Annotated in this window: 22 protein-coding genes; 9 read left to right on the forward strand and 13 right to left on the reverse strand. The window is 67.1% G+C overall.

The genetic code is table 11. From position 1 onward, the window contains the following. Positions 1 to 39: 39 nt before the first annotated feature. Positions 40 to 300, reverse strand: coding sequence for a hypothetical protein (locus BCEP18194_RS41290; RefSeq protein ID WP_157687230.1), 261 nt, complete (start codon positions 298 to 300; stop codon positions 40 to 42). A 59-nt stretch (positions 301 to 359) separates the two neighbouring features. On the opposite strand from BCEP18194_RS41290, the gene BCEP18194_RS24825 reads away from it, so the two are divergent. Next, entirely contained in the window at positions 360 to 2282 is a 1923-nt protein-coding gene (locus BCEP18194_RS24825) for an SMP-30/gluconolactonase/LRE family protein (RefSeq protein ID WP_011354020.1), read from the forward strand. A 61-nt stretch (positions 2283 to 2343) separates the two neighbouring features. Here BCEP18194_RS24825 and BCEP18194_RS24830 read toward each other — a convergent pair whose 3' ends face one another. From BCEP18194_RS24830 to BCEP18194_RS24845, 4 genes are read right to left on the reverse strand one after another with little or no spacing between them, the layout of a single operon-like run. Continuing rightward, a complete protein-coding gene (locus BCEP18194_RS24830) occupies positions 2344 to 3285 on the reverse strand; it encodes a c-type cytochrome (RefSeq protein ID WP_011354021.1) in 942 nt (313 codons plus the stop codon). Further along, positions 3282 to 3968 carry a c-type cytochrome gene (locus BCEP18194_RS24835; protein ID WP_041493174.1) on the reverse strand — a complete coding sequence of 229 codons (687 nt, stop codon included), beginning with the start codon at positions 3966 to 3968 and terminating at the stop codon, positions 3282 to 3284. Before BCEP18194_RS24835 ends, BCEP18194_RS24830 begins: the two co-directional genes overlap by 4 nt. Before the next feature lie 58 nt (positions 3969 to 4026). Continuing rightward, on the reverse strand, positions 4027 to 5085 hold the full coding sequence (locus BCEP18194_RS24840; RefSeq protein ID WP_041493456.1) for a molybdate ABC transporter substrate-binding protein: 1059 nt from the start codon (positions 5083 to 5085) through the stop codon (positions 4027 to 4029). Positions 5086 to 5093: 8 nt separating this feature from the next. Further along, positions 5094 to 5885 (reverse strand): transcriptional initiation protein Tat, encoded by a 792-nt coding sequence (locus tag BCEP18194_RS24845; protein ID WP_041493175.1) that lies wholly within the window; start codon positions 5883 to 5885, stop codon positions 5094 to 5096. 390 nt (positions 5886 to 6275) lie between these two features. Here BCEP18194_RS24845 and BCEP18194_RS24855 point away from each other — a divergent pair, with 390 nt between their 5' ends. Then, positions 6276 to 7151 (forward strand): LysR family transcriptional regulator, encoded by an 876-nt coding sequence (locus BCEP18194_RS24855; RefSeq protein WP_041493177.1) that lies wholly within the window; start codon positions 6276 to 6278, stop codon positions 7149 to 7151. A gap of 33 nt (positions 7152 to 7184) precedes the next feature. Here the strand turns inward: BCEP18194_RS24855 and BCEP18194_RS24860 are convergent, their stop codons facing one another. Both BCEP18194_RS24860 and BCEP18194_RS24865 read right to left on the reverse strand, forming a co-directional pair. Further along, positions 7185 to 8387: a multidrug effflux MFS transporter gene (locus BCEP18194_RS24860; RefSeq protein ID WP_011354026.1), complete on the reverse strand. Its 1203-nt coding sequence runs from the start codon at positions 8385 to 8387 to the stop codon at positions 7185 to 7187. Positions 8388 to 8877: 490 nt separating this feature from the next. Next, positions 8878 to 11073: a TonB-dependent siderophore receptor gene (locus BCEP18194_RS24865; protein ID WP_011354027.1), complete on the reverse strand. Its 2196-nt coding sequence runs from the start codon at positions 11071 to 11073 to the stop codon at positions 8878 to 8880. Between the two features lie 416 nt (positions 11074 to 11489). Between BCEP18194_RS24865 and BCEP18194_RS24870 the strand changes: the two genes are divergently transcribed. After that, positions 11490 to 11936 carry a hypothetical protein gene (locus tag BCEP18194_RS24870; RefSeq protein ID WP_011354028.1) on the forward strand — a complete coding sequence of 149 codons (447 nt, stop codon included), beginning with the start codon at positions 11490 to 11492 and terminating at the stop codon, positions 11934 to 11936. A gap of 26 nt (positions 11937 to 11962) precedes the next feature. Here the strand turns inward: BCEP18194_RS24870 and BCEP18194_RS24875 are convergent, their stop codons facing one another. The 5 genes from BCEP18194_RS24875 to BCEP18194_RS24895 form a co-directional block, all read right to left on the reverse strand. Beyond that, positions 11963 to 13057, reverse strand: coding sequence for a porin (locus BCEP18194_RS24875; protein ID WP_011354029.1), 1095 nt, complete (start codon positions 13055 to 13057; stop codon positions 11963 to 11965). Positions 13058 to 13151: 94 nt separating this feature from the next. Next, positions 13152 to 14495: an MFS transporter gene (locus BCEP18194_RS24880; protein WP_011354030.1), complete on the reverse strand. Its 1344-nt coding sequence runs from the start codon at positions 14493 to 14495 to the stop codon at positions 13152 to 13154. Between the two features lie 155 nt (positions 14496 to 14650). Next, positions 14651 to 15712, reverse strand: coding sequence for a Rieske 2Fe-2S domain-containing protein (locus tag BCEP18194_RS24885; protein WP_011354031.1), 1062 nt, complete (start codon positions 15710 to 15712; stop codon positions 14651 to 14653). Between the two features lie 48 nt (positions 15713 to 15760). Beyond that, positions 15761 to 16726, reverse strand: coding sequence for a PDR/VanB family oxidoreductase (locus BCEP18194_RS24890; protein ID WP_011354032.1), 966 nt, complete (start codon positions 16724 to 16726; stop codon positions 15761 to 15763). Then, entirely contained in the window at positions 16723 to 17802 is a 1080-nt protein-coding gene (locus BCEP18194_RS24895) for an aromatic ring-hydroxylating oxygenase subunit alpha (protein ID WP_041493457.1), read from the reverse strand. Before BCEP18194_RS24895 ends, BCEP18194_RS24890 begins: the two co-directional genes overlap by 4 nt. Before the next feature lie 199 nt (positions 17803 to 18001). Here BCEP18194_RS24895 and BCEP18194_RS24900 point away from each other — a divergent pair, with 199 nt between their 5' ends. After that, the gene (locus tag BCEP18194_RS24900; RefSeq protein ID WP_011354034.1) at positions 18002 to 18490 is read left to right on the forward strand and encodes a MarR family winged helix-turn-helix transcriptional regulator; all 489 of its coding nucleotides are present in this window, start codon (positions 18002 to 18004) and stop codon (positions 18488 to 18490) included. Between the two features lie 64 nt (positions 18491 to 18554). Here the strand turns inward: BCEP18194_RS24900 and BCEP18194_RS24905 are convergent, their stop codons facing one another. Then, positions 18555 to 19301, reverse strand: coding sequence for a TetR/AcrR family transcriptional regulator (locus tag BCEP18194_RS24905; protein ID WP_011354035.1), 747 nt, complete (start codon positions 19299 to 19301; stop codon positions 18555 to 18557). Between the two features lie 170 nt (positions 19302 to 19471). Between BCEP18194_RS24905 and BCEP18194_RS24910 the strand changes: the two genes are divergently transcribed. From BCEP18194_RS24910 to BCEP18194_RS24930, 5 genes are all read left to right on the forward strand, one after another. Then, entirely contained in the window at positions 19472 to 20653 is a 1182-nt protein-coding gene (locus BCEP18194_RS24910) for an isovaleryl-CoA dehydrogenase (RefSeq protein WP_041493178.1), read from the forward strand. 31 nt (positions 20654 to 20684) lie between these two features. Next, positions 20685 to 22292, forward strand: coding sequence for a carboxyl transferase domain-containing protein (locus BCEP18194_RS24915; protein WP_011354037.1), 1608 nt, complete (start codon positions 20685 to 20687; stop codon positions 22290 to 22292). 19 nt (positions 22293 to 22311) lie between these two features. Then, positions 22312 to 23097 (forward strand): enoyl-CoA hydratase/isomerase family protein, encoded by a 786-nt coding sequence (locus tag BCEP18194_RS24920; protein ID WP_011354038.1) that lies wholly within the window; start codon positions 22312 to 22314, stop codon positions 23095 to 23097. 45 nt (positions 23098 to 23142) lie between these two features. Then, the gene (locus BCEP18194_RS24925; RefSeq protein ID WP_011354039.1) at positions 23143 to 25140 is read left to right on the forward strand and encodes an acetyl/propionyl/methylcrotonyl-CoA carboxylase subunit alpha; all 1998 of its coding nucleotides are present in this window, start codon (positions 23143 to 23145) and stop codon (positions 25138 to 25140) included. A gap of 310 nt (positions 25141 to 25450) precedes the next feature. Next, positions 25451 to 25654, forward strand: coding sequence for a hypothetical protein (locus BCEP18194_RS24930; RefSeq protein WP_041493179.1), 204 nt, complete (start codon positions 25451 to 25453; stop codon positions 25652 to 25654). The last annotated feature ends 34 nt before the right edge of the window (positions 25655 to 25688 follow it).

A 25688-nucleotide genomic window follows, 5' to 3' on the forward strand; every position in this document is an offset into this window, starting at 1 on the left:
TCGCACGCCGCGATTGCGCCGGATATTATTTTTTCTCTTTCATTTCAATTTCGATTTGTAATCATCGAGCCCATTTCCGGGCAATGAAAAAGGCAATGCGGGCATTTCAGAAAAAATGACGTATTTGCATTGAGCGGCCCGGAAGAAAATGCCGGGGAAAAAGCACCGAAGTCGTGCGGCCGGTAAGCCGTGGCGGCGCGGTGAGCGGGTTTGACCATCGTTGACGGAAAAGCGCCGGACGGCAAAAAGAACGGAGTGAATAATTCGTGATAACGGCGAATGCGCTTTAGCCGGAATCACCAATATTTCATGTGCCGCGATTTACAGTGTCGACAATTGAACGTTCGGGAGCATTATTCATGTCAATGAAACAAATTCGGGCGGCGTTGCTGGGAATGTGCATGGCAATGCTGGCGCCGGCGAGTCACGCGCAGGTGCAATACTCGACCGACTGGCTCGCGAACACGTACGGCACGCTGTCCCAGCACGTGGGCAATGCGGCGCGCTCGATGTGGGTCGCGCCGGAGGGCGTGATCTACACGTCGTCGCGCTGGGACGAGAACGCGGGCGGCGTCGCGCTCTACCAGAACGGCCAGCCGATGGGCACGATCGGCATCCACGACGAATTCCAGGGCGGCGCGATTACCGGCAACGCGACGTCGATCTTCGTCGCACTCGGCTACAACCGCAACTTCGGCAGCGGCTCGGTGGGCCGCTACAACCGCAGCACGAACCAGCGCGACCTGCGCATCCCGGTCAGCACGTGGACGGGCCTCCCGAACCCGGACGTGATCACCGGCCTCGCGACGGCCGGCAACCTGCTGTACGCGAGCGATTTCTACGGCAACCGCGTGCGCGTCTATACGACCGACGGTGTCTTGCAGCGCGACATCGGCGTGACCGGGCCCGGCGCGCTTGCGCTCGATGCGGCCGGCAACCTGTGGGTCGCGCGCATGAGCGCGGGCGTGGTCGTGCAGTACAGCGCGACCGGCACGCTGATGAACACGATTCAGATGGCGGCCGGCGCGCGGCCGTCGGCGCTGTATTTCGATGCGTCGACGGGCCAATTGCTGGTGGGCGACCAGGGCCCGGACATGAACATCAAGATCTACAGCCTCGCCGGGTTGCCCCAGCAGATCGGCACGTTCGGCGTGCAGGGCGGCTATCTCGACACGACCTCGGGCATCAAGGGGCAGGTCGGCGACAAGCGCTTTACGCGCGTGGTCGGCATCGGCAAGGATTCGGGCGGCAACCTGTACGTGCTCAACAACGCGTGGGGCGGCGGCTGGGATCTCGGGCGCAACGGCAGCACCGACCTGCATTCGTACAGCCCGACGGGCGCGCTGCAATGGAAGCTGCAGGCGCTGAACTTCGAGGCGATCGCCGCGCCCGACCCGGCAACCGACGGCGCGTTCTTCTACAGCGGCAACAACGTCTATACGGGTTCGGCGGGCGGCACGTTCGTCGCGAACACGGTCGACCCGTTCACCTATCCGAAGGACCCGCGCCTCGACATGAACGACTATCAGCGCGGCCAGCATTTCGGCCAGCTCGTGACGGTCGGCGGCAACCGGATTCTCGTCGCGTCGGGTCAGAATCCCGGCAACTTCAATTTCTATTACTTCACGCCGGCGACCGGCTATATCGCGAATCCGGCCGGCTCGCTGCCGGGCAAGCCGTTCAACACGTCGTTGCAGGTCACGACCGGTTTCGACATCGACGGCAACGGCGACGTGTGGGCCGGGCTGAACGGCTCCAACGCGATTACCCGCTACCCGATGACGGGCTTCGATGCGACCGGCAAGCCGTCATGGGGCAAGCCGGTGACGACGCCCGTGCCGAGCACCGTGGCGCCGACGACGCGCATCGTCTACCAGGCGGACAGCGACACGATGATCCTCGCTCAGGGCCTCGCGAACAACTGGGACTGGACCGCGATGAACGGGCACATCGAGGTTTATCACGGCTGGAAGAACGGCAACACGACCGCACCGAACCCGGTGATCAACCTGACCAGTGCGAACCCGAAATCGATCGCGGCGGCCGGCCACTACCTGTTCGTCGGCTACGTGCACACCGTGCCGAACGTCGACGTGTTCGATCTCAACACGGGCGCGCTCGTGACGACGCTGACCAACTCGAACACGGCGGCGATGGACGTCGGCAACGACGTCGACTCGATGTACGGGATCCGCGCGTACCTGCGCTCGACCGGCGAATACGTGATCACGAAGGACAACTACAACGGCACCAGCATGATCGTGTATCGCTGGCATCCGTGAACGCGCGGGCAGCGCGGGCAGCGCAGGCCGTGCGGGCCGGATGGCCTGCACGGCGTTCGCATCACGGCGCGCCGAGCACGCGCCCGTTCACGCTGAGCCCGTACATCGAATCGGGCGAATCGTGGAACTTCGCGCGCGTGTCCTTCACCGAGCCCGTGAAGCGCGGGTCCTGCGGACGTTCGTGGCTGTCCATGAAGGTGGCGACGTCCCACGCCTCCTGATCGGTCAGCGTGCCGCCGAGCCCGAGCGGCATGTTGGCCTTGATGAAGCCGGCCGCATTGCGGATGTCGCCCATTCCCGCGCCCCAGTTGAACGAACGCGCGCCCCACAGTGCCGGGAAGACCGCCTTGCCGCCGCTCGACTGCCCCTGGCCGTCCGCCCCGTGGCACAGCGCGCAGTGCTGCGTGTAGACGGCGGCGCCGCGCGCATAGTCGGCCTTCTGTGCGGGCGGCGGCAGTTTCAGGAAACCTTGCCCCGGCAGCTTCGTGCCGACCGGCGCGCCCTTCGCGAGCCAGTACGAATAGGTTTCGAGCGCGACGAGGATCGGGTCGCCGGCCGGCGGCGCCTTGCCGTTCATGCTGTAGCGGAAGCACCCCTGCAGGCGCTCGGCGAACGTGTTCACGTGGCCATTCTTGCTGCGGTACGCCGGATACAGCAGGTACGCGGCCCACATCGGGCTCGAGTCGGGCCGGCGGCCCGCGTCGAGGTGGCAGCTCGCGCAGGTCAGCTTGTTGCCGACGTACTTGCCCGCGAACTCGGGCGTGTGCAGGAAGATCTGCTCGCCGAGCTTCACGGTCTTGCCGAACTCGTCGGCGGGTATCGCGGATTCGGCGGGCGGCGCGAAGGGTTTGGCGGCGGTCGCCATCGCGGCAGGCGCAGGCGCGGGTGCGGAAGCGGCGGCCGGTGCGTCCTGCGGCGTGGCCGCGAATGCGAGCGCGGGCATCCAGGCCGCGCCGAGCAGGGCCGCGCGGGCGCGGCGGATCAGCGTCGTGCGGTCGATCATCGCTTGTCTCCTTGTGCGGCGCCGCCGCGCGCGTAGTAGGCGGCCACCGCGTCGATGTCGGCGTCGGACAGCTTGCCGGCGATCGCCGGCATTAGCGCCATCGGCCCGGGCGGGCGCGTGCCGTGTTTCCAGCCGTTCAACTGGCCGGCGATATAGGCGGCGGGCTGGCCCGCGATCGGCGGAAACGCGGTGCCCACGCCGAGGCCACCGGGGCCGTGGCATTGCGCACACGCGGGCAGGCCTTGCGACCAGCGTCCGCGCGTCGCGAGCCATGCGCCGGTGTTCGCCGGGTCGATCGACGTGTCGTCGGAGGCGGCGATGCCGGCCGGCGCGGGCAGGCTCGCGAAGTACGCGGAGACCGCATCGCGCTCGTGCGGCGTCAGCAGTTTCGAGAGCGGTTGCATGACCGGGTTCTGGCGGCTGCCGTCCGCGAATGCCGCAAGCTGCGCGGACAGATAAGCGGCGGGGGTGCCCGCGAGGCGCGGGAAGCCGGCCGCCGCGTTGCCTTCGCCCTGGCTGCCGTGGCAGCCGATGCACGCGGCGACGCCCGTCGTCGTGCCCTGTGTGGCGATCGTCTTGCCGGGCGTCGCGTCGTCCGCGTGCGCGTGGCCGGCCAGCAGCGCGGCCGCAGCGAGCAGCAGCGGCGCGAACCGGCGTCGCGGTGTATCCACCGTATCGTTCACGTGTCCCCTCCTTGTTGTAGGTCGCGCGCGCCGCCGGATTACCGGCGCGGCCGCGCGGTCAGCCCGCGTCGGGCTGCTTCTGCTCCGGCGCGAGGTGCTGCGTCGGTGTCGCCGCATCGTAGCGGCCGAAGCCGTAGCGCTGGAAGATCCGGAACGCTTCCGGCGACCGGATGAACGCGAGCCACGTGCGCGCGGCCTCCGGATGCGGCGCGTCCTTCACCATCGCCCCCGCATAGATTGCCGTCGTATTTTGCTCGGCCGGAATGTCGATGTGCATCAGCGGATGCCCGACCTGTTCCTGGAACGCCGCTTCGGATTGCCACAGCACGCCCGCGTCCGCGCGACCCTGCATCAGGAACAGCGCGGTTTCCCGATGGTGGATGTGCGTGAGCTCGGTCGTGCCGGTGCGCACCTTGTCGTCGTAGACGGTACGCGCGAGCGCATCGCCGCCGGCCTTCACGAGCGACGCGCGGATCTGCCGCGCGACGCCTTCGAATGCCGGATTGGGCATCGCAAGCTGCACGTCGGCCCGTGCGAGGTCGTTCAGCGACGCGATGCGCTTCGGATTGCCGGCGCGCACCATGATCGTCAGCTGGTTCGTCACGTACGGCACGGCCGGGCCGGTGAGCGTGCCGTCCGCGATCAGCCCGTTGATCTTGCCGAGCCCGGCGAAATACGCGTCGGGCTTGACCGTCCATGTCATGTTGCCGACGGTGATCGTGCCGCCCGCCTGGATCTGCTTCACCAGCAGGCCGGGCGGGATCGTTTCCCAGTAGATGCGGCCGCGATACTCGGGATGGTCTTCCTCGAACTTCGCGACGAGCGGCGCCATCGCGAAGAAATAGTTGCCGCCGACGAACAGCACGAGCTTCGGCGCGGTGAGGTCGCCGTGGAAATCGGCGAGCACGTCGACCTGCGGCACCGTGAATTCGAGGCCACGATGCGTCGCGTCGTTGTTGCGGCCGCCCTGCCAGGGCGGAAAGACGGTCGCGGCGGTGCCGGCGGGTGCGGCGAGCGAGAGGGCCGACGCGCAGCAGAGCCACGCGGCCAGCACGGCGCGCAGCGTGCGCCGGCGGCGGCGCGATGTCGGTTGCAGTTGACGGGGGATCGATGTCATCGCGGGGCTCATTTTGCGTACGTGAAGCCGGCCTGCTGCAGTTCGGGCAGCGTGCCGACCGCGCCCGGCGTGACGATCGCCGACGGGATCACGTGGTTGGTCAGGTCGGCCGCGAGCGCATCGAGCGGCAGCTTGTCGGGATTCGCGTTCGCGCCGTCGAGCCGTTCCGCGAGTTCCCAGATCGCGTTGTGGCACGACAGGAACACGACGCCGCGCTGCTGCAACGCAGCGAGGCTGTTGTCGTGCGACGAGAACGCGCCGTCGGGCAACTCGTGGTCTTGCGCGCCCTTCGATTGCGCGGGCTTCGCGTCGAGCAGCGTGTTGGTCGGGAACGCGGCGCCGGCGAATTTCGCGAGGCCGTATTTGTCCCATGCGGCCTGGTCGAACAGCGCGAGATGCGCGCTGCCGTGCGTGGCCGACACGACGAGGAAATCCGGATGACGGTACGACCAGATCTGCGCGTTGAGCGAATTGCGCATCAGGTTCAGCCACGGGCCGCCGAGCTCGGTGTTGTCCCACACCTGCTTCGGGCCGCCGCGGTAGCCGGTCACTTCGGCGAGCGCCGCGTGATCCCACTGGTCGGGGCGTTCGAGGATCATCGGCACCGTCTTGAAGTCGCGCCGCCTCGGTGCGGCCGCGAGGCGGCGCGTGAGGTCGGCGAGGTGTGTGGCGCCGCCGGGCAGCAGCGCGCCGGTTTCAGGCGTTGCCGCGTGAGCGGAGCGCGCGGCGGCGAGCAGCGCGGTGCCGGCCGCGAGGCCGAGTGTCTTGAGCGCGCCTCGGCGCGCATGCCGGTCGGACATGGCTTTTATCTCCCGGAATCGTTTTTGTGGGGGCGTGTCGCGTTGCCGTGCAGCGATGCGGCGTCGCGAATGCGTAGCCAGTCTAGCGGCGCCCGCCCGATACGGAAAATCGCGATATCGGATGGGAGATATTCGAGGGTCTGATGATTGGGCGGCAGGGCGGGGGCGGTGCGATCGGTGCAACGGCCATCGGCGCGCGTGTTGCATTCGACCTTCTTCTGAGCCCCGGGTCGTTGGGGGACATCCAGTGGACAGCTCCGGCTTGGGTCGGCGAATTGACCGGAATATTGATCTGGATGACTGATTATGTGGCGAAGGGAGTGGAGGGGGGGCTTGTATAATTGCCCACCGACGAATACACACACGCTTTACCGAGAGAGAACGTTATCCATGAACTGGGACGATGCTCGCGTTTTTCTGGCAGTTCATCGCACCGGGACGCTGCGCGAAGCCGCGGCCGTGCTCGATGTCGATCAGGCCACCGTGGGGCGACGCCTGACGGCGCTGGAGAAGGCGCTGGGCGCGAAGCTGTTTCTCAAGACGTCGTCCGGCTATGTCGTGACGCAGGCCGGCGAGCATTCGCTGCAGGCTGCGGAAGCGATGGAGCAGGCGGCGAGCGACTTCGAGCGTCGTGTCCACGGCTCGGACGACCGGCTCGAAGGCGAGGTCCGCGTGACGACGACCGATTCCCTCGCGATGGATTTCGTCGTGCCCGCGATACGGTCGTTGCGACGGAAATGCCCCGCGATACACGTGATCCTGACAACGTCGGTGCAGGTGCTCAACCTGACCCGGCGCGATGCGGATCTCGCGATTCGAACCGTGATGCCGGAAAACCCCGATCTCGTTCGCCGGAAGCTGTCCGAGTGGGAGGTCGGGCTGTTCGCGAGTCGCGAGTATCTGGATGCACACGGCGAGCCCGCGATCGGGGCCGCCTTCGAAGGGCATGACCTGGTCGTCTACCAACCCGCCATCACGTCCAACCAGGGCGACACGCTATGCGGCGAGTCGATGGAGCGCGGGCGCATCGCTGCGCAAGTGAGTTCGAGCCTGATGCTGGCGACAGCGATCCGGTCGGGGATCGGCATCGGCGAACTGCCGGTGTATATGGCGCAAGGGGATGATTCTCTCGTGCGAATCTGGCCCGACAAGTCGCGCGCCGCGCCGTACCAGGTCTGGCTCGTGTCGCATACGGACCTGAACCGGACGGCGCGCGTTCGGGCAGTTACCGCCGAGATTGCTGCTTCGTTCGACCGCTATCGATAGCGGCCGGGATCTCGCCGGTGCGGGGCCGGGTGCTCAACGGGGCTGGGCCTTGCGCATCGAGAGCGTGCGTCGCGCGGCATACCAGCGCGGCACGATCGCAACTGCGGCGACGATCGCGAAGAACGGCATGGCCGTCGCGAGTACATGGCTGCCGGTACCGAGCAGGCTGCTGGACACGGTGGCCGCGAGCGACGCACTGCCGATCTGGAAAAATCCGACGAGTCCGGACGCCGTGGCCGCGCGCCCGTGTTCGCTCGCGATGGCGCCCGACACGGCGAGCGACAGCGACGACCCGTTCGACAGGCTGACGAGAAACATCGGCATCACGATCGCGATGATGCCCTTGACCTGCGACGACTCGCACAGGGCGAACGCGATGCCGCCGGCCACGAAGCAGCCCACGCCGGCCGCGACGATCGCGTCGTAGGACATCCGGTCGAGCATGCGGCGCGAGAGCAGGTTGGCGGAAATGATGCCGGCGGTCAGCGGCAGATAAAGCCAGCCGCTCTGCTGTTCCGACAGGCCGAGCCCCGAGAAGATGAACGGCGACTGCGTCAGGTAGACGAACCACGCGCAATAGATCGCGCAGACGACGAGCGTGTACCGGATGAATGCCCGATCCCCGAGCACGTCGGCGAAGCCGGCCAGCGGCACGGCGCGCTGTTGCCCGGGCGTGACGGGCGGCCGCGTTTCCTTCAGAAGAAGCTGGACGAGCACGAGCGCGACCCCGCCGAACGCGGCGACGAAAATGAAGTCGCTCCGCCACCCGAACCAAGCCGCCAGATATCCGCCGATCGCGGGCGCGATCGCCGGAGACAGCGACACGAGCGGATACACGATGCTGTAGACCTTCGCGGATGCGTGCTTGTCGCAGGTGTCGGCGATGATCGCGCGACCGATGACGAGGCCGGACGCCGCGCCGAGCGCTTCGAGCACGCGCCAGCCGAGAAAGCTTGCGAAGCCGCTGGCGCTGGCACAGCCGATCGAGCCGAGGATGTACACGAGGATGCCGACCGTCAGCACGGGTTTGCGTCCCCATCGATCGGACAGGGGGCCGTAGAACAGTTGCGCGCAGGCGAGCGCGATCAGGTACGCCGATACCGTCTGCGGCATCTGCCATGCACCGATCGAAAACGCGTGGGCCATCGACGGCATCGCGGGCAGGTAGACGTCGGACGCGATCAGGCCAAAGGCGCTCAACAGGGAGACGACGAGGATGAGTGAGAAGTGGGACATGTTCGCTGGGTGGTTGAGGCGGAGCGCGTGAGCGCGCGGAGATGACGGCGCGTATCGAGCACCCCTGGGAAAAGGCCGGGGCGATCATACGGTGTGCGATGCGGTTCGGGAGCGGGCGGAATTGCATCGCTCGAATGCATTTCTGCGGGCGGAGATGCGGGTGCCGGGGAGGCGCGTGGAGGGCGGCGTCGGGCGTTGTGCGGGACGCCGGTCAAGCAGAATCCGGCGCGAGTGTTGGCGGCGAGCAACGAGGTGTTTCGCTGTCGCTCTTGTCGGGCCAGAGGGTCGAGCGATGTTTCGTCGCAGCGTTGCTGTTCGACGCAACGTGCGCGGGCTTGCCGCAATCGATCAACCGTGAAGTGGCCGGAATGCTGCGCCAAGGAGGGGGGAGCGGTTGCGCGCGGAAGGCGGCCGCAGATGCAGGTTTGCGCGTGGGCCGCCGCTTGCCGGCAAGCCCACGTACGCATCAGGCCATCAGGCCATCAGACAATCAGAACGACACGGTCGTCGTCAGCGTGACGAGTCGCGGCTCGCCGACCGCGATGATCAGGTTGTTGTTGCTCGACGGGTAGTAGGTCTTGTCGAGCAGATTCTTCACGTTGAGCTGGAAGCGCGTCGGGAACTTGCCGATCGTCGTTTCGTAGGCCGCGAATGCGTCGACGGTCACATAGCCGGGCAACGTGAAGCTGTTGGCGGTGTCACCCGGGCGTGCACCGACAAGACGTGCGCCGCCGCCGAAGCGCCAGCGGCCGGGCAGGTTCGCGATCGTCGTGTCGACCACCGCGAACAGGCTGCCCGTATGGCGCGCGACGTTGACGAGCGGTGTGTTGCTGTCGCGATCGTTCGCGTTCGTATAAGCGTAGCTGCCGATCACGCTCAGATGGCGCGTGATCTGCCCCGCGACGTCGAGCTCGATCCCGCGCGAGCGCGCGGTACCGATCGTCGACGTCAGATCGCCGACCGCGACCGCGACGTTGCGCTTGTCGATCTGGTAGACCGCGAGCGTGCCGGTGATCGCCGGCTTCAGGCTGAACTTCAGCCCGGCCTCGAGCACACGCCCGTATTCCGGCGCGAGCGGCGCGGCGACGTTCGTGGCGACGTTCGGCTTGAACGAGCGGCTCACGTTCGCGTAGGCGGTCAGCGCCGGCGTGAGCGCATACGCGAGCCCGAACTGCGGGAGCCACACGGTGCCGCGCGAGCGGTCGGCGAACACGAACGGCCGGCCCATCCCCGATTCCTGCTGCCAGTTTTCCCAGCGCAGCCCACCTACCGCGGTAAGGCGGTCGGTGAGCTTCACCGAGTCCTGCACGATCGTCGAATACGCATGCACCACCGAGCGCGAATCGCTCTGCTTCGGGTTGGGCGTGCCGCCCGGCGCGAGCAGGTCGTACACGGGATCGTAAAGATTGAAGCCCTTGGTCGCCTTGCCGCGGATCGTGTCGCCGCGGAAGCTGCGCTGCCGCTCGTATTCGCCGCCGATATAGATCGCATGGTTCATCCCGGCGAGCGTCACGTTGCCGAGCAGGCCGAGCGTCGCGATCTGGTCGGAATCGTTGCGCCCGAGGTTCGCATCGGACGAGCGCGTCAGTGCGCCGGTCGTGCTGTTGAATGCGGTGGCGCGGGTGATGGTCTGGTCGTAGCGGTCGCGGCCCCAGCCGTAGGTCGCACGCACGCGCCACGCATCGGAGAAGCGGTGCTCGACGCGCGCACGCAGCGTTTCCTGGATGCCGGTGCTCTGCGACCACGCTTCCTCGTAGCGGCGATAGCGCAGTGCATCGTCGAGCTGGCCGTTCACGAGCACGGTGCCGCGATCGAACGGCGTCGTGTAGTCGACGTACTGGTAGCTGACATCGATCGACGTGTTCGCGTCGTGCCACGACAGCGCGGGCGCGATCAGCGCGTCGCGCTGGCGGCCGAAGCTGCGCCAGTAGCGGCTCGTGTCGTATTGCCCGGTCAGCCGGAACGCGAGCGTGCCGCCCGCGACCTGGCCGGGCTTGCCGAGCGGGCCCGTGAGATCGAACGTCGCGCTGCTGCCGCCGTGGCTCGTGCGCGACGCGGAAATCGACCCACCGAACGTGTCTTCCGGCTTGCGCGTGACGAGGTTGATCACGCCGCCCGGATCCTGCATCCCGTAGAGCAGCGACGCCGGGCCCTTCAGCACTTCGACGCGGTCGATCGTCGCGAGATAGCTGTGCAGCACCGGCGTGCGCACGCCGTCGACGAGCACGGAGCCGTCGTTGTTCGATCCGAAGCCGCGCTTGATGAACGCGTCGCGCGTGCCGCCTAACGTGTTCGTTTGCGTGACGCCGCTGATGTTGCCGAGCACGTCGTCGAGCGAGCGCGCCTGCTGGTCCTGCATCACGCTGCTGCTGACCACCGCGACCGATTGCGGAATTTCCTTGATCGAACGGTTGTCGCCGCCCGCGATGCGCGTGGTGCGCGGCTGATAGCCGACCGTCGGATCGGCGGTTGCCGATGCACTGACGCTGATGGCCGGGAGATCGCGCGCGGCCAGCGTCGCGGGCGTGGAGGCGGAAGCGGAAGCGGAAGCAGCAGGCACGGCGTCGCCGCGTTCGGCGGCGGACGCATGCGTGCCGCTCGCGACGCAAAGCGTGATCAGGGCAGGCAGGCTCGTGCGCCACGGACGCAAGGTCCGGGCGCGGCGGGGCGTTCGACGGGATGGCATGAATCGATGCAGGATGGAGTACTAAGGATCGTGTCGCGGGCCGCAGCGTTTCGCCGCGGCCAGGGGGCGAATAATATATGTAATGAGAATCATTTGCAATTGTAATGATGCGATTGGCGGTGCGCGGGCCTTGGTTGCCGGGCCGTCGGCCGTCTGCTACCGTAGCGACCAAAATCAGACGCAGTGAAATTCAATGAGAGAGCCGGGGGCCGCACCATGTCATCTTCCTGTCACGTCGCGTTCAGCGCGACGCTGCGCACCGCACACGACCATGCGGGTGGAGAAGTGATCGCAGCCGTGTTCCGCCATTCGAACGATTAAAGCAACGGAAGCGAATTCATCGGGCGTTGCGCCGGGCAGCCGGCGAAGCGCCGTGATCGATTATTTCAACCACCACGCTAAACGGGAGACCACCCATGAAGAAGATTTCCGCGCCGTTCGCGGCGGCCGCGCTTGCGGCATGCACGATGCTGGCGGGCGTTCACCAGACCGCCTGCGCCGCGTCGGACACCGAGCCCGCGATCGACGCGCATTACGGCGCCGTGATCGAGGCCTATACGCAGGACATGGCCGCCGCGAAGACGAAGTACGACGGCAAGCGCCTCGTGTTCGTAGGCGCCGTGATCCGGATGGGCAGCGACCCGGGCGGCACCTATTTCGGCGCGCTGACGAAGGACGGCGAGCAGTTCGACACGCATTTCGACGTGGCCGACCAGGATGCGCTGAAGCCGAAATTCCCCGGCGGCGAGATCAAGCCGTTCGTCACGTCGTCGGCGTTCCGCTTCAGTTGCGTGAACGAGGGCTATATCGATGCGCCCGTCCTGCCGGGGTTGAAGCTCTCGCACTGCCGCCTCGCCAACTGACCCTGTGCTGACGCGGTGTCCGGCGTTCAGAACTTCTGCTGAATGCCGGCCATCACGCCGAGCTGGTTCATTCCGGTCCCGACCGTCCCGCCGGCAGCGACCGCGTTCGCAGCCAGCGTGCTGTTGAACATGTAGCCCACCGACGTATAGACGGTCGTCCGCTTCGACAGGAAATAGTTCGCGCGGCCGACGAGCAGCGTGGCATTCGTGCCGCCTTCGCTGTTTTCGCGGCGCTGCAGGTAGCGTACGCCCTGAAGGTCGAGCGCGAGGTAGGGCGTCGCGTAGTACGTGCCGCCGGCGAACACGATATCGGCCTGCAGGTGTTCGGCCGCCGCGAGGTTGCGGCGGATCCACCCGGCCCCCAGTTTCGCGGGGCCGATCTTCACGTAGCCGGCGACGATGTCGCGCGTGTCGGTGTACGCCGGATTGTTCAGCGGCGCGAGCGCGCCGCCGCCGCCGCGCATCACGTCGTGCGACGCGGCGAGCCCGAAGTTGCTCGCGTCGTACGCGAGCATCGCCGTGTACTGGCGGCAGGCGACGATGTCGCCGGGCACCTGTCCGGCACAGCCCGTGGCCGACGGCCCGGCCGGCCCGGCCGCGTCGCGGCCGAAGCTGTAGGTGGCGCCGAGCGTCACGCCGTGGAACGTGCCCTTGTAGCCGATCGCATTGTCGCTGCGCGCGTTCGGCAGATAGGAATCGAAATCCGCCATGGAGTGAATCGACGGGCCGATCACGTCGGCATTGGTCAGTACGATCATCGACATGTTCATCTGGCGGCCGAGGGTCAGCGCGCCGAACGGACTGTTCACGCCGACGTTCGCCTGCCGCCCGAACAGGCGTCCGCCATAGTTCAGTGCACCGGTGCCGGGCTGGAAGCCGTTCTCGAGCACGAAGAAGGCCTGGTAGCCGCCGCCGAGGTCCTCCGTGCCTCTCAGCCCCCACCGTGACGGCACCTCGCCGGTCAGCGTCGGCATGCCGGTGAACGATCCGTCGTGCGCGGCGTTGTTGTAGTAGGACACGCCGGTATCGATGATCCCGTACAGCGTGACGCTGCTTTGCGCGCAAGCCGGTCCGGCCAGCACCATTGCCGTCGCGAGCGCGGCACCCAGTTTCGTTTTCATGGCTGTCTCCAAACAGTATGTAGATATGCTTATCGATTTTTATAATGGCCCGGACGATGTCGACGGGTATCGGCGGGACTGCGGGTGTCGCGCGTTACGGCATCGCCGGGTCGCGTCGCCGGCTCGGTGCCGCGGCACGCGAGCCCGCCACGGCGACTGCGATTGCCGCGCCGGCCATCGGCACGAGAAACGCGAGATAGAGATGGGACACGGACCAGCCGTCGTCCAGCAGCGCGCCGACCGTCATCGGCGACAGGATCGCGCCGAGGCGACCGATGCCGACCGCGAGGCCGATCCCGGTCGTGCGGATTTCGACGGGGTAGGGCGTCGGCGACAGCGCATACATGCCGGCCACGCATGCGTTGACCACGGCGCCGAGGAACACCGCGACGGTCATCCCGACGCCGAGCGAGCCCGTATTCGCGCCGAACACGACCATCAGCGCGCCGCCCAGCAGCAGTGTCGCGCCCAGCAGGTTGCGCAGGCCGAACCGTGTCGACAGTAGGCTGAAGAGCGAGGCGCCCGCAATGCCGCCGAGGTTGAGCAGTACGCCGCCGGTGACGCCCTGCGATGCCGACAGCCCGGCCTGGACCAGCAGCTTCGGCGTCCAGCTCACGACGAAGTAGAAGCTGCCCATCACGAGGAAGAACGCGATCCACAGCGCGATCGTGCGGCGTGCGAGCGGGGCGCGCAGCACGGCTGTCCAGCTCGCCGCGGGGCTCGCCGTGTCGATGGCCGAGGGCGCGGCCGGCAGCCTGTCGATCGGCGCACGCTTCATTCTCGCGAGGATGCGGTTGATAGTCTGCAGCGCGTTGTCCGGACGCTTCGCCAGCAGGAAGTCGAGCGATTCCGGCAGCAGCGTGAGTACCATCGGGATCGACAGCACGGTCAGGATGCCGCCGAACGCGAACACGCTGCGCCATCCCCACGTCGACAGCAGGTAGCCGGCGATGACGCCGCCGGCGGTGGCGCCGATCGCGTAGCCGGCCGACTGCATGCCGATCGCGGCGCTGCGCCATTTGTTCGATGCGTACTCGCCGCTGATGACGGTCAGGCTCGCCAGCATGCCGCCGATGCCGAGCCCGGTGTACGCACGCGCGACGGCGAGTTGCAGCGTGCTGTGCGTGGCCGCGCAGGCGAGCATTCCGGTCGAGATCACGGCGAGGCAGAGCAGGATGATGCGGCGTCGGCCGACGCGGTCGGCCAGCGGCGCGATCAGCACCGAGCCGATGCCCATGCCGGCCAGCCCGGCACTCAGCAGCAGGCCAATTTCCTTGCCGCTCAGTTTCCATTCGGCTGCCAGGTGCGGCGCGGCAAACGCGATGGCCAGCACGTCGAAGCCGTCGAGCATGTTCAGCACGACGCAGGCCGTGACGGCAATCGTCTGGAACGCGCTCATCGGGGATTCGTCGATCGTATTGCGGATATTTGCGCTCACGTCAAAGATCCTTAAAAAAATAGTATGACTAATTAAATGGGATTGAATCGAAGCCGGCGGTAGCGGATGGGACGAAAGCACATGCGCGGGCTGACGGGCATCCCGCGGGATGCCCGCCGAGGCCGGCAGGCGTCGTCAGCGCGCCGGCACGACGCTTACGCGGGTTCGGGTTGCCGCAGCAGCCGCTCGATCACGCGCCGCGCGCGATTGGGGCCCGCGTCGACGTGAATGTCGATCTGGCGGCTGTCCGGGAAGCGCAGCTGATTCCTGTATTGCGCTTCGATCACGGTCTTGTCCTCGTCGAACGTCGCCGCGGATTGCTCGATGACCGTTTGTGCGACGCGCTCGACGTCGTGTTGCGGATTGGTCGCGACGGTCCAGAAGTAGTGCGTCGTCGTAGCCGTCTCGGGCGTGATGCCGTGGAAGCCGCGCATGTGAAAGCCGCCGCGCGCCGGATCGTGCAGGTCGCCGGCGCCGGCGTCCATCGCGCCGGTCCAGATCCGGATATGCGACACGTGGAACTCGATTTCCTGCCAGCGATCGACGCTGCCCGCGAACGGCCATGCGGCGGTGTAGGTCGGCGGCGGGGTGGAATCCGGCATCCGGCGGACCAGGGTCACCGTATCGCCGTCGCTGCTGACGCGGGTTTCCGCACCCATGTGCAGCGGCGCGTTGCCACCGATCGTTTTCAGATGGACATAGCCGAGGTGGCTCAGGTCCATCAGGTTGTCGTGAATCAGCTGATACGGTGCGTCGTAATGGTAGTTGCCACCGCCGAACCGGTATTGCGGATCCGCGTGGAACGCGTAGCGTGGCGGCGCGCAGGTCGGTTGCGCGTGCGCGTCGGCGCCGATCCAGATCCACACGAGCGCGTCCTGCTCCTGCACCGGATACGACGACACGCATGCCTTTGCCGGAATTCGCTCCTGGCCGGGAATCTCCACGCATGCGCCGCCGCGGTCGAACAGCAGACCGTGGTAACCGCAGCGCAGGCCGCGCGCTTCGAGCGAGCCGCACGACAGCGGCAGCGACTTGTGGCAGCAGCGATCCTCCAGCGCACCGACTTCCCCGGACGGCAGCCGGAACAGGACGACCGGATGGCCGAGCAGCGTGCGGGCGACGGGTTTGTCCGTCAGTTCGGATGACAGCGCGGCGACCCACCATCGGTCGACCGGGAATTGAGTTGTACTGATCGGTGGTCGGGCATGTTGCTCCATTGATCGTCTCCAGTATTGTGGTTGTTCGTCGCGGGTCGGGCAGTCCGTCTACAGATCGAGTACCAGCAGGTCGCTACGTGCTCGCGAACAGCACGGCATGAACTGGTCGCCGGCTGCCTGCTCCTCTGCGGTCAGATACGAGTCGCGATGATCGGGCTCGCCTTGCAGCACGCGCGTCGCGCACGTGCCGCAAACGCCTTGCTCGCACGACGTCAGCACGTCGACGCCGTTCGCGGCCAGCGCCGCGATGACCGTGCATTCGGCCGGCACGTCGATCACCTTGCCGCTGCTCGCGATCCGGACCTGGAACGCACGGTCCGAGCCGGACGACGCGACCGTGCCGCCGAAGAACTCGTAGTGCAGTCGCGCTTCCGCCCAGTTGCGTTCGCGCGCGGCGTTCAGCACCGCATCCATGAAGCCGCGGGGGCCGCATACGTACAGGTGCGTGCCTGCGGGCGCGGCGGCGAGCACCGCGGCCAGGTCGAAGCGTTGTGCCGGGGCGCCGTCGTCGACGTGGAAGCGGGCGCGATCGTGGAACGCGGCTGCGTTGATTCGTTCGGCGAAGGCCATGCGATCGGTCGACCGCGCGCAGTAGTGCAGATCGAACGGCGTGCCCGACGAGAACAGCCGTTGCGCCATGCTGAGGATCGGCGTGACGCCGATCCCGCCCGCGAGCAACAGGTGATGCGGTGCGTCGGGGACGAGCGCGAACTGATTGCGCGGCACGCCGATCCGCACGGTATCGCCTTGCCGGACGTCGTCGTGAATGGCGCGCGACCCGCCGCGACCGTCGGCATCGCGCAGCACGGCGATCTCGTAGCGGTCGCCGTGCTCCGGGTGGTTGCACAGCGAATACTGGCGCACGAAGCCACCCGGCAGATGCACGTCGATGTGGGCGCCGGCGTCGAAGTGCGGCAGCGGCGAACCGTCATCGCTGACGAATTCGAAGCCGCAGATGTCGCGCGCTTCCTGCCACTTGCGGGCCACCCGGACCGTCAGCGTCGTGGTGCTCATGACGCCTCCTTGATCTGCGCGACCGGAATCACGGGTCGCTGCGAGCTCGACGCGTTCTCGTCGGCGAGCAGCCGTTCGATCACCTTGCGCGACAGCACGCCGCCGGCGTCGATGTTGAGCTTGAGCAGCTTGCGATCGGGCCACTTCTCCAGGTTGAGCTGCTGGCGCTCGAGCATCTCGAGATCCTCGGCGAAGATCCTGCCTTGGCCTTCGCGGATCTCGGCGGTCAGCGCGTGGTCGTCGGGCCGGAAGTTGCGCGCCATCCCCCAGAAGTACCAGATCGAGGTGTCCGTCTCGGGCGTGATGAAGTCGACCACGATCGACGATGCCTTCAGGTCGGCCGGCGCGTCGTAGCCGCCGTGGCCCGCATGCGCGACACCGACTTCGATCATCACGTGGCTCGGCGGCGTGAAGCGGCAGATCTGCCAGCGATCGACCGGTACGTCGTCGGCCAACCCGTTGCCGCGCAAACCCATCTGCCAGAACGGCGGCGGCATCACGTTCTCCATGAAGCGGCTCGTGACGACTTCGTCGCCGTGGCTGGCCGTCTTCGGCGGCGCTTCGTCGATTTCCTTCTGGCCGATGCTTGTCGCGTGCACGTAGGTTTCGTGCGTGAGGTCCATCAGGTTGTCGATCATCAGCCGGTAGTCGCAGCGGATGTGATACAGGCCGCCGCCGTGGGCCCAGGCCGGATCCTCGGCCCACGCCAGCACGGGCAGTTTGGCCGGATCGGCTGCCGACGCGTCGCCCGGCCAGACCCAGATGAATCCATACCGCTCGACCGCCGGAAAGCTGCGAATCGGCGGGAAGCCGCCGACGCGCTGGCCCGGCATGCCGGCCGCCTTGCCATTGCAGCCCATTTCCAGCCCGTGATAGCCGCACACGAGGACGCCGTCGCGTACGAATCCCAGCGACAGCGGCGCGCCACGGTGCGGGCAGAAGTCCTCCAGCGCGGCGACCTGGCCGTCCGCCGCGCGGTAAAACACCATCGACTCGTTGCAGATCTTGCGGCCCAGCGGCTTGCCGTCGATTTCATCGGGCGTGCCCGCCACGTACCAAGCATTCTTGAGAAACACGTTCGTCGTCTCCTTCAGGTCGATGCCGCCGGTACGCGGCATCGCTTCATTCCGTGTACTGAATGAGATTCAGTGTACTCATTGAGATTGGCTGGAGCAAGGCGGGCGGTATACTGGTTTTCCCGGGAAATGGCGCGAGGCAGCGCCATGCCGTCGGCGCGCGCAACCGGCGCGCGTCGCCTATGTCATCGACTCATTCATGGAAAAAACGAATCCCGCCGACGCGCCGGCTTTCCCGCTCGATCTGTACGACGAACCCGGGCACCTGATCCGGCGCGCACACCAGATCGCGGTTGCGATGTTCTACGAGAAGCTGGGCCGGGACGTGACGCCGGTGCAGTACGCGGTCCTGCGGATGCTCTACGAGTGCCCGGGGCTCGATCAGGTGACGCTCGCGCAGCGGGTCGCGCTCGACACGTCGACGACCGCGGATCTCGCGGTCCGGCTCGAAGCGAAAGGATTGATCGTGCGCGAAGTGCTGCCGCGGCGTCAGCGCCGCCTGTTGCTGACGCCGGCGGGCGTCGAACTGCTCACGCACCTGATTCCGTCGGTGAAGGAACTGCGTGCCGGCCTGTTCGACGGGATGGGAGAGGACGATTCGCAGGAACTGGTGCGCCTGTTGCGCAAGTTCGTCCATTTGAACAACGAGCAGAGCCGCGCGCCGCTGCGCGTCGGCGACGAGTCGTAGCGCCCCGAACCCCGCGACGGCGGGGACGCGGCGATGAGGCGGCGGGCGTGCTGCCCGCCGCGTGTCACCCGCGCGTGCTTTCGCCTTCCAGCCGCCGCACGGCTTCCGCCACTTCGTTCCTGAAGCGCACGAGCGCCGCCTGTTCCGGCGCCGGCGGCTGCACGGCCGCCCACAGCATGTCGACGAGCTGCGTGGCCGTCGCTTCCGTATCGAGCTTGCGGTGCCCGAGGATCGCATCCCACAGCACGTGCTCGATCGGCCCGAACACCAGCGAGCGCAGCAGGCTCAGCGGCAGGTCGGTGCGCACCTGCCCGGCCGCCTGGCCGCGCGCGAGCACGTCCATCAGCGGCGCGGTGTAGCGGCGCTGCAGCGCGGTGAGCTCGTCGCTCAGCGCATGCTGCTTCGCGCGGCCTTCCGACAGCACCAGCGCACACAGGCCCGTGCCGTTCACCAGCATCAGCCGCAGGTGGGTGCGCACGATGAACGCGAACTGCTGCTGCACCGACGCGTCCTGCGGCATCCCGTGCTCGAACGCGGCGATGTTTTCGTCGTACCAATCCGCGATGACGCGCGCGCACAGCTCGCGCTTGCCGCGGAAATAGCTGAACACCGTCGCCTCCGACACACCCACGCGCTGCGCGATCTCGGCGGCCGTCGCATGCTCGTAACCTTTTTCGGCGAACACTTCCCGGCCGGCGCGCAGAATGTCCTGCACGCGTTGCTGGGATTTGCGCCCGGCGGGCGCGCGCGGCGTGTCGGCGCGGTCGGCTTTGACGGTGGCGGTCATGGTGTCGGCGGTAGCGGCTGTCATCTCGGCATGATATCTGAGTGTCACTCAAAAAACTATTGACGCCGAACCCGACGAGGCGCGAAACTGTGCAAAATTTACGCTGTATAGGTCAATGAATCTAGGTATTCATGCGATTTGAGCGAAACTCAGAAATCGGTGAGTGCCACACACTTTCTGGAGACGGAGGAGACATGATCAACCTGCCCGGTGTGCAATTCATGCTCGGTGAAGACATCGAGATGCTGCGCGACGCCGTCGCGACGTTCGCGGCGAAGGAAATCACGCCGCGCGCGGCCGAAGTCGACCGCACCGACCAGTTTCCGATGGATCTGTGGAAGAAGTTCGGCGATCTCGGCGTGCTCGGCATGACGGTGGCCGAGGAATACGGCGGCGCGAACATGGGCTACACCGCGCACATGGTCGCGATGGAAGAGATCTCGCGCGCCTCGGCGTCGATCGGCTTGTCGTACGGCGCGCACTCGAACCTGTGCGTGAACCAGATTCACCGCAACGGCACCGACGCGCAGAAACAGAAATACCTGCCGAAGCTCGTGTCGGGCGAACACATCGGCGCGCTTGCAATGAGCGAGCCGAACGCCGGCTCCGACGTCGTCAGCATGAAGCTGCGCGCCGACAAGCGCGGCGATCGCTACGTGCTGAACGGCACGAAGATGTGGATCACCAACGGCCCCGATTGCGACACGCTCGTCGTCTATGCGAAGACGGACGTCGAAGCCAACTCGCGCGGCATCACCGCCTTCATCGTCGAGAAGGGGATGAAGGGCTTCTCGGTCGCGCAGAAGCTCGACAAGCTCGGCATGCGCGGTTCGCACACGGGCGAGCTGGTGTTCCAGGACGTCGAAGTGCCGGAGGAAAACATCCTCGGCCAGCTCAACGGCGGCGTGAAGGTGCTGATGAGCGGCCTCGACTACGAGCGCGCCGTGCTGTCGGGCGGCCCGACGGGCATCATGGCCGCGTGCCTCGACGCGGTGGTGCCGTATATCCACGACCGCAAGCAGTTCGGCCAGTCGATCGGCGAATTCCAGCTGATCCAGGGCAAGGTCGCCGACATGTACACCACGTTCCAGGCCTGCCGCGCGTACCTGTACGCGGTCGGCCGCCACCTCGACTCGGCCGGCAGCGACCACATCCGCCAGGTGCGCAAGGACTGCGCGGGCGTGATCCTCTACACGGCCGAGAAGGCGACGTGGATGGCCGGCGAGGCGATCCAGATCCTCGGCGGCAACGGCTACATCAACGAATACCCGGTCGGGCGCCTGTGGCGCGATGCGAAGCTGTACGAGATCGGCGCCGGCACGAGCGAGATCCGCCGGATGCTGATCGGCCGCGAGCTGTTCGCGGAAACGATGTAACGCCCCACGTCACGCGAACGGAGCCCCGTCGATGCCGATCATCGAATCGAAACTGAACCCGCGCTCGGAAGACTTCCGCGCGAATGCCGCCGCGCTCGAGGCGGTCGTCGCCGACCTGCGCGCGAAGATCGAACAGCTCGCGCAAGGTGGCGGCCAGGCCGCGCGCGACAAGCACCTGTCGCGCGGCAAGCTGCTGCCGCGCGACCGCATCGCGCAACTGCTCGATCCGGGCGCGCCGTTCCTCGAGTTCTCGCAGCTCGCGGCGAACGGCATGTACAACGACGACGCGCCGGGCGCGGGCGTCATCACCGGGATCGGCCGCATCGCCGGCCGCGAATGCGTGATCGTGTGCAACGACGCGACGGTCAAGGGCGGCACCTACTACCCGGTCACCGTGAAGAAGCACGTGCGCGCGCAGGAAATCGCCGCGGAAAACCGGCTGCCGTGCGTGTACCTCGTCGATTCGGGCGGCGCGAACCTGCCGAACCAGGACGACGTGTTTCCCGATCGCGACCACTTCGGCCGCATCTTCTTCAACCAGGCGACGATGTCGGCGGCGGGGATCGCGCAGATCGCCGTCGTGATGGGCTCGTGCACGGCGGGCGGCGCATACGTGCCGGCGATGAGCGACGAGTCGATCATCGTGAAGGAGCAGGGCACGATTTTCCTGGGCGGGCCGCCACTCGTGAAGGCTGCAACCGGAGAGGAAGTGAGCGCCGAGGATCTCGGCGGCGGCGACGTGCATACGCGCCTGTCGGGCGTGGCCGACCATCTCGCGCAGAACGACGCGCATGCGCTGTCGATCGCGCGCAACATCGTCGATCACCTCGCGCCGAAAATCGCCTCGCCGGTGGCGTTGCGCGAGCCGAAGCCGCCGCGCTTCGACGCAAAGAGCCTGTACGGCGTGATTCCGGTCGATACGCGCAAGCCGTTCGACGTGCGCGAAGTGATCGCACGCATCGTCGATGATTCCGAATTCGACGAATTCAAGGCGCGCTACGGCACGACGCTCGTCACGGGCTTCGCGCACATCTGGGGCCACCCGGTCGGGATCGTCGCGAACAACGGCATCCTGTTTTCCGAATCGGCCGTGAAGGGCGCGCATTTCATCGAGCTGTGCTGCCAGCGCAAGATTCCGCTCGTGTTCCTGCAGAACATCACGGGCTTCATGGTCGGGCGCAAGTACGAGAACGAAGGCATCGCGCGGCATGGCGCGAAGATGGTGACGGCCGTGTCGAACGCGAAGGTGCCGAAGTTCACGGTGATCATCGGCGGCTCGTTCGGCGCCGGCAACTACGGGATGTGCGGCCGTGCTTTCGGCCCGCGCTTCCTGTGGATGTGGCCGAACGCGCGCATCTCGGTGATGGGTGGCGAGCAGGCCGCGTCGGTGCTCGCGACGGTGCGCCGCGACGGCATCGAGGCGAAGGGCGGTTCGTGGTCCGCCGAGGAAGAGGATGCGTTCAAGCAGCCGATCCGCGACCAGTACGAGCGCCAGGGCCATCCGTATTACGCGAGCGCGCGGCTGTGGGACGACGGCGTGATCGACCCCGCGCAGACGCGTGACGTGCTCGGGCTCGGCCTCGCCGCGTCGATGAACGCGCCGATCGAAGACACACGCTTCGGCGTGTTCCGCATGTAACGGCCGGGAGGGCTGAACGATGCGATACGAAACGATCAAGGTAAGTGAAGCCGGCCGCGTGGCGACCGTCACGCTCGCGCGTCCCGACGTGCGCAACGCGTTCAACGAGACGACGATCGCCGAGCTGACCACCGCGTTCGAGTGGCTCGATGCGCACGAAGGCGTGCGCGCGATCGTGCTCGCCGCGGAAGGCGCGGCGTTTTGCGCGGGCGCGGACCTGAACTGGATGAAGAAGATGGCCGGTTACTCGGGCGACGAGAACCGTGCCGATGCGCGCAAGCTCGCGCGGATGCTCGAGGCGATCCATCGCTGCGGCAAGCCGGTGATCGCACGCGTGCATGGCGATGCATACGCGGGCGGCGTGGGCCTGGTGGCAGCGGCCGACATCGCGATCGCCGCCGACGGCGTGAAGTTCTGCCTGTCGGAAGCGCGGCTCGGGTTGATCCCCGCGACGATCGCCCCGTACGTGGTACGTGCGATGGGCGAGCGCGCGGCGCGCCGCTACTTCACGACGGCCGAGGTGTTCGACAGCGCGCGTGCGGCGTCGCTCGGCTTCATTCACGACGCGGTGCCGGCCGATGCGCTCGACGAAACGGTCGCGAAGCTGGCCGCGACGCTCGTCGCGAACGGCCCCGACGCGGTGAAGGCGTGCAAGCGGCTCGTGGCTGATGTCGCCGGCCGCCCGCTCGACGCGACGCTGATCGAGCAGACCGCCGACTGGATCGCGCGCACCCGCGCCGGCGCGGAAGCGCGCGAAGGGATTGCGTCCTTCCTCGAAAAGCGCACGCCGTCGTGGCGTGAATGATCGCGCAGCGCGCGTGACCCCCTCTTTCCGGACGACACCGAAGCCATGTTCGACAAGATTCTGATCGCCAACCGCGGCGAAATCGCGTGCCGCGTCGCCGCGACGTGCAAACGTCTCGGGATCGCGAGCGTCGCCGTCTATTCCGACGCGGACGCGAACGCGAAACACGTGGCCGCATGCGACGAGGCCGTGCACATCGGCGGCTCGGCCGCCGCGGACAGCTACCTGCGCATCGAGCGCATCATCGAAGCCGCGCGCGCCACCGGCGCGCAGGCGATCCACCCCGGCTACGGCTTTCTGTCGGAGAACGAAGATTTCGCGCATGCGTGCGAAGCGGCCGGCATCGTCTTCATCGGGCCGCCGGTCGACGCGATCGCGGCGATGGGTTCGAAGGCCGCCGCGAAGGCGCTGATGCACGCGGCCGCCGTGCCGCTCGTGCCCGGCTATCACGGCGACGACCAGGACGCGGCCAACCTGCATCGCGAAGCCGACGCGATCGGCTATCCGGTGCTGCTGAAGGCCAGCGCGGGCGGCGGCGGCAAGGGGATGCGCGTGGTCGAGCGCTCCGACGATTTCCCGGCGGCGCTCGCGTCGTGCCAGCGCGAAGCCGCGAGCAGCTTCGGCAACGATCGCGTGCTGATCGAGAAGTACCTGACGCGCCCGCGCCACGTCGAGGTGCAGGTGTTCGGCGACACGCACGGCAATACGGTGTACCTGTTCGACCGCGACTGCTCGGTGCAGCGCCGTCACCAGAAGGTGCTGGAAGAAGCGCCGGCGCCGGGCTTGCCGGACGACGTGCGCCGCGCGATGGGCGAAGCAGCCGTCGCGGCCGCGCGTGCGGTTGCCTATGTCGGCGCGGGCACCGTCGAATTCATCATGACGGGCGACGCGTTCTACTTCATGGAAATGAACACGCGCCTGCAGGTCGAGCATCCGGTCACCGAGATGGTCACGGGGCTCGACCTCGTCGAGTGGCAACTGCGCGTCGCGTCCGGCGAGCCGCTGCCGCTGCAGCAGGACGAACTGCACGTGCAGGGCCACGCGCTCGAGGCGCGTCTCTACGCGGAGAACCCCGCGCGCGGCTTCCTGCCGTCGACGGGCACGCTGAAGCACCTGCGGCTGCCGGCAGGCGTCGAGTTCGCGATCGGTGCATCGGTGCGCGTCGACAGCGGCGTGCGCGAAGGCGATGCGATCACGCCGTTCTACGATCCGATGATCGCGAAGCTGATCGTTCACGGCGCGGATCGTGCGGAAGCGCTGAGCCTGATGCTGCGCGCACTGCGTGCCTGCGAAGTGGTCGGCCTGCACACGAACGCCGCGTTTCTGCAGCGGATCGTTGCGTGCGCACCGTTCGCGACGGCCGATCTCGATACGGGCCTGATCGAGCGTAACCACGACACGCTGTTCGCACCGCAAGAGCCGCCGCGCGCGATGCTGGCGCTCGCGTGCGCGGCGCTGTTCGCACGCGAACGCGGCGCGGCCGCGCAGGGTTCATCGCCGTGGGGCGCGCTGCCGGACTGGCGCCTGAACGGCGGCTATCGCCGCACGCTCGAATGGCACGCGGCCGAGCGCGAAGCGGACGTGACGGCCACGTACGAGGACGACGGCGCGGTTGCACGCCTCGCGACCGGCGCCGCCGCCGCGCAACCGTTCGCATGGACGCGTGGCGCCACGCCGCTCGATTTCGACGTGACGCTCGGCGGCGTGCGCAGCAGCGGCCGCGTGTATGCGGACGGCGACAACTTCCACGTGTTCACGCAAGGCACGGCGGAGACGTTCGAATGGCGCAACATGCTTGCGCACGCGGGTGACGCGGAGCAGGGCGGTGGCCGCCTGACCGCGCCGATGCCCGGCAAGGTGATCGCGGTGCTGGTCGAGCCCGGCCAGAAGGTCGAAGCGGGCACGCCGCTGATCGTGATGGAAGCGATGAAGATGGAGCACACGATCGGCGCGCCGAGCGCGGGCGTCGTCGCGGAAGTGCTGTACGGCGTCGGTGACCAGGTCTCGGATGGCGCGCAGTTGCTGATGATGGCGGAAGGCTGAGCATCGCCTGTTTCGCTGGTTGTGGGCCGGCCGCTGCGGTTGCCGGCTCGTCAACAAAGCTTCGCGATTCGTTGCACGACCGGTCCTGCAACACACCTGCTTCGATCGTTCGGCAAAAACGAAGCAATGCGAATCTTTCGATTACATTACGCCTCTCGCTCTCCCTTCCGTCCTGACACGTGCCGCCCTCTGCGTGCACGCCTCCTTACGCGACACTGTCGTGTAACACGCTGAAATTAGCATCTCGCCGTCGACATGACCGGTGCGCACCCGTGCCTGTGTCACGTCATCCCATCCACGGAGAGACGTTATGCGAAACTCGGCCCTACGGCCCGTCGCGGTCGCTGGCCTGATCGCGCTGACAGCACTCCTCGGCGCCTGCAACGACGACCTGACCGCCCCCGCCGCACCCGTCGCGCAGCAGAAGGCCGCCTGCGGCGGCGGCGTGGTCGCCACCGCGCAGATGCACTGTCCGCCCGGTTTCACCGCACCTGCCTCCTCGCCCGCTTCCTGATCCCGGCCGTTTCCACCAGAAATCCAATCAAGAG

The organism is Burkholderia lata, assembly GCF_000012945.1.
In the GTDB taxonomy this organism is placed as follows: domain Bacteria; phylum Pseudomonadota; class Gammaproteobacteria; order Burkholderiales; family Burkholderiaceae; genus Burkholderia; species Burkholderia lata.

Coding starts and splice junctions, on each gene's coding strand:
- BCEP18194_RS24825 (WP_011354020.1), top strand. CDS start 360: ATGTCAATGAAACAAATTCGGGCGGCGTTGCTGGGAATGTGCATGGCA.
- BCEP18194_RS24830 (WP_011354021.1), bottom strand. CDS start 3,285: ATGATCGACCGCACGACGCTGATCCGCCGCGCCCGCGCGGCCCTGCTC.
- BCEP18194_RS24840 (WP_041493456.1), bottom strand. CDS start 5,085: ATGACATCGATCCCCCGTCAACTGCAACCGACATCGCGCCGCCGCCGG.
- BCEP18194_RS24845 (WP_041493175.1), bottom strand. CDS start 5,885: ATGTCCGACCGGCATGCGCGCCGAGGCGCGCTCAAGACACTCGGCCTC.
- BCEP18194_RS24855 (WP_041493177.1), top strand. CDS start 6,276: ATGAACTGGGACGATGCTCGCGTTTTTCTGGCAGTTCATCGCACCGGG.
- BCEP18194_RS24860 (WP_011354026.1), bottom strand. CDS start 8,387: ATGTCCCACTTCTCACTCATCCTCGTCGTCTCCCTGTTGAGCGCCTTT.
- BCEP18194_RS24865 (WP_011354027.1), bottom strand. CDS start 11,073: ATGCCATCCCGTCGAACGCCCCGCCGCGCCCGGACCTTGCGTCCGTGG.
- BCEP18194_RS24870 (WP_011354028.1), top strand. CDS start 11,490: ATGAAGAAGATTTCCGCGCCGTTCGCGGCGGCCGCGCTTGCGGCATGC.
- BCEP18194_RS24875 (WP_011354029.1), bottom strand. CDS start 13,057: ATGAAAACGAAACTGGGTGCCGCGCTCGCGACGGCAATGGTGCTGGCC.
- BCEP18194_RS24885 (WP_011354031.1), bottom strand. CDS start 15,712: ATGGAGCAACATGCCCGACCACCGATCAGTACAACTCAATTCCCGGTC.
- BCEP18194_RS24890 (WP_011354032.1), bottom strand. CDS start 16,726: ATGAGCACCACGACGCTGACGGTCCGGGTGGCCCGCAAGTGGCAGGAA.
- BCEP18194_RS24900 (WP_011354034.1), top strand. CDS start 18,002: ATGGAAAAAACGAATCCCGCCGACGCGCCGGCTTTCCCGCTCGATCTG.
- BCEP18194_RS24905 (WP_011354035.1), bottom strand. CDS start 19,301: ATGACAGCCGCTACCGCCGACACCATGACCGCCACCGTCAAAGCCGAC.
- BCEP18194_RS24910 (WP_041493178.1), top strand. CDS start 19,472: ATGATCAACCTGCCCGGTGTGCAATTCATGCTCGGTGAAGACATCGAG.
- BCEP18194_RS24915 (WP_011354037.1), top strand. CDS start 20,685: ATGCCGATCATCGAATCGAAACTGAACCCGCGCTCGGAAGACTTCCGC.
- BCEP18194_RS24920 (WP_011354038.1), top strand. CDS start 22,312: ATGCGATACGAAACGATCAAGGTAAGTGAAGCCGGCCGCGTGGCGACC.
- BCEP18194_RS24925 (WP_011354039.1), top strand. CDS start 23,143: ATGTTCGACAAGATTCTGATCGCCAACCGCGGCGAAATCGCGTGCCGC.
- BCEP18194_RS24930 (WP_041493179.1), top strand. CDS start 25,451: ATGCGAAACTCGGCCCTACGGCCCGTCGCGGTCGCTGGCCTGATCGCG.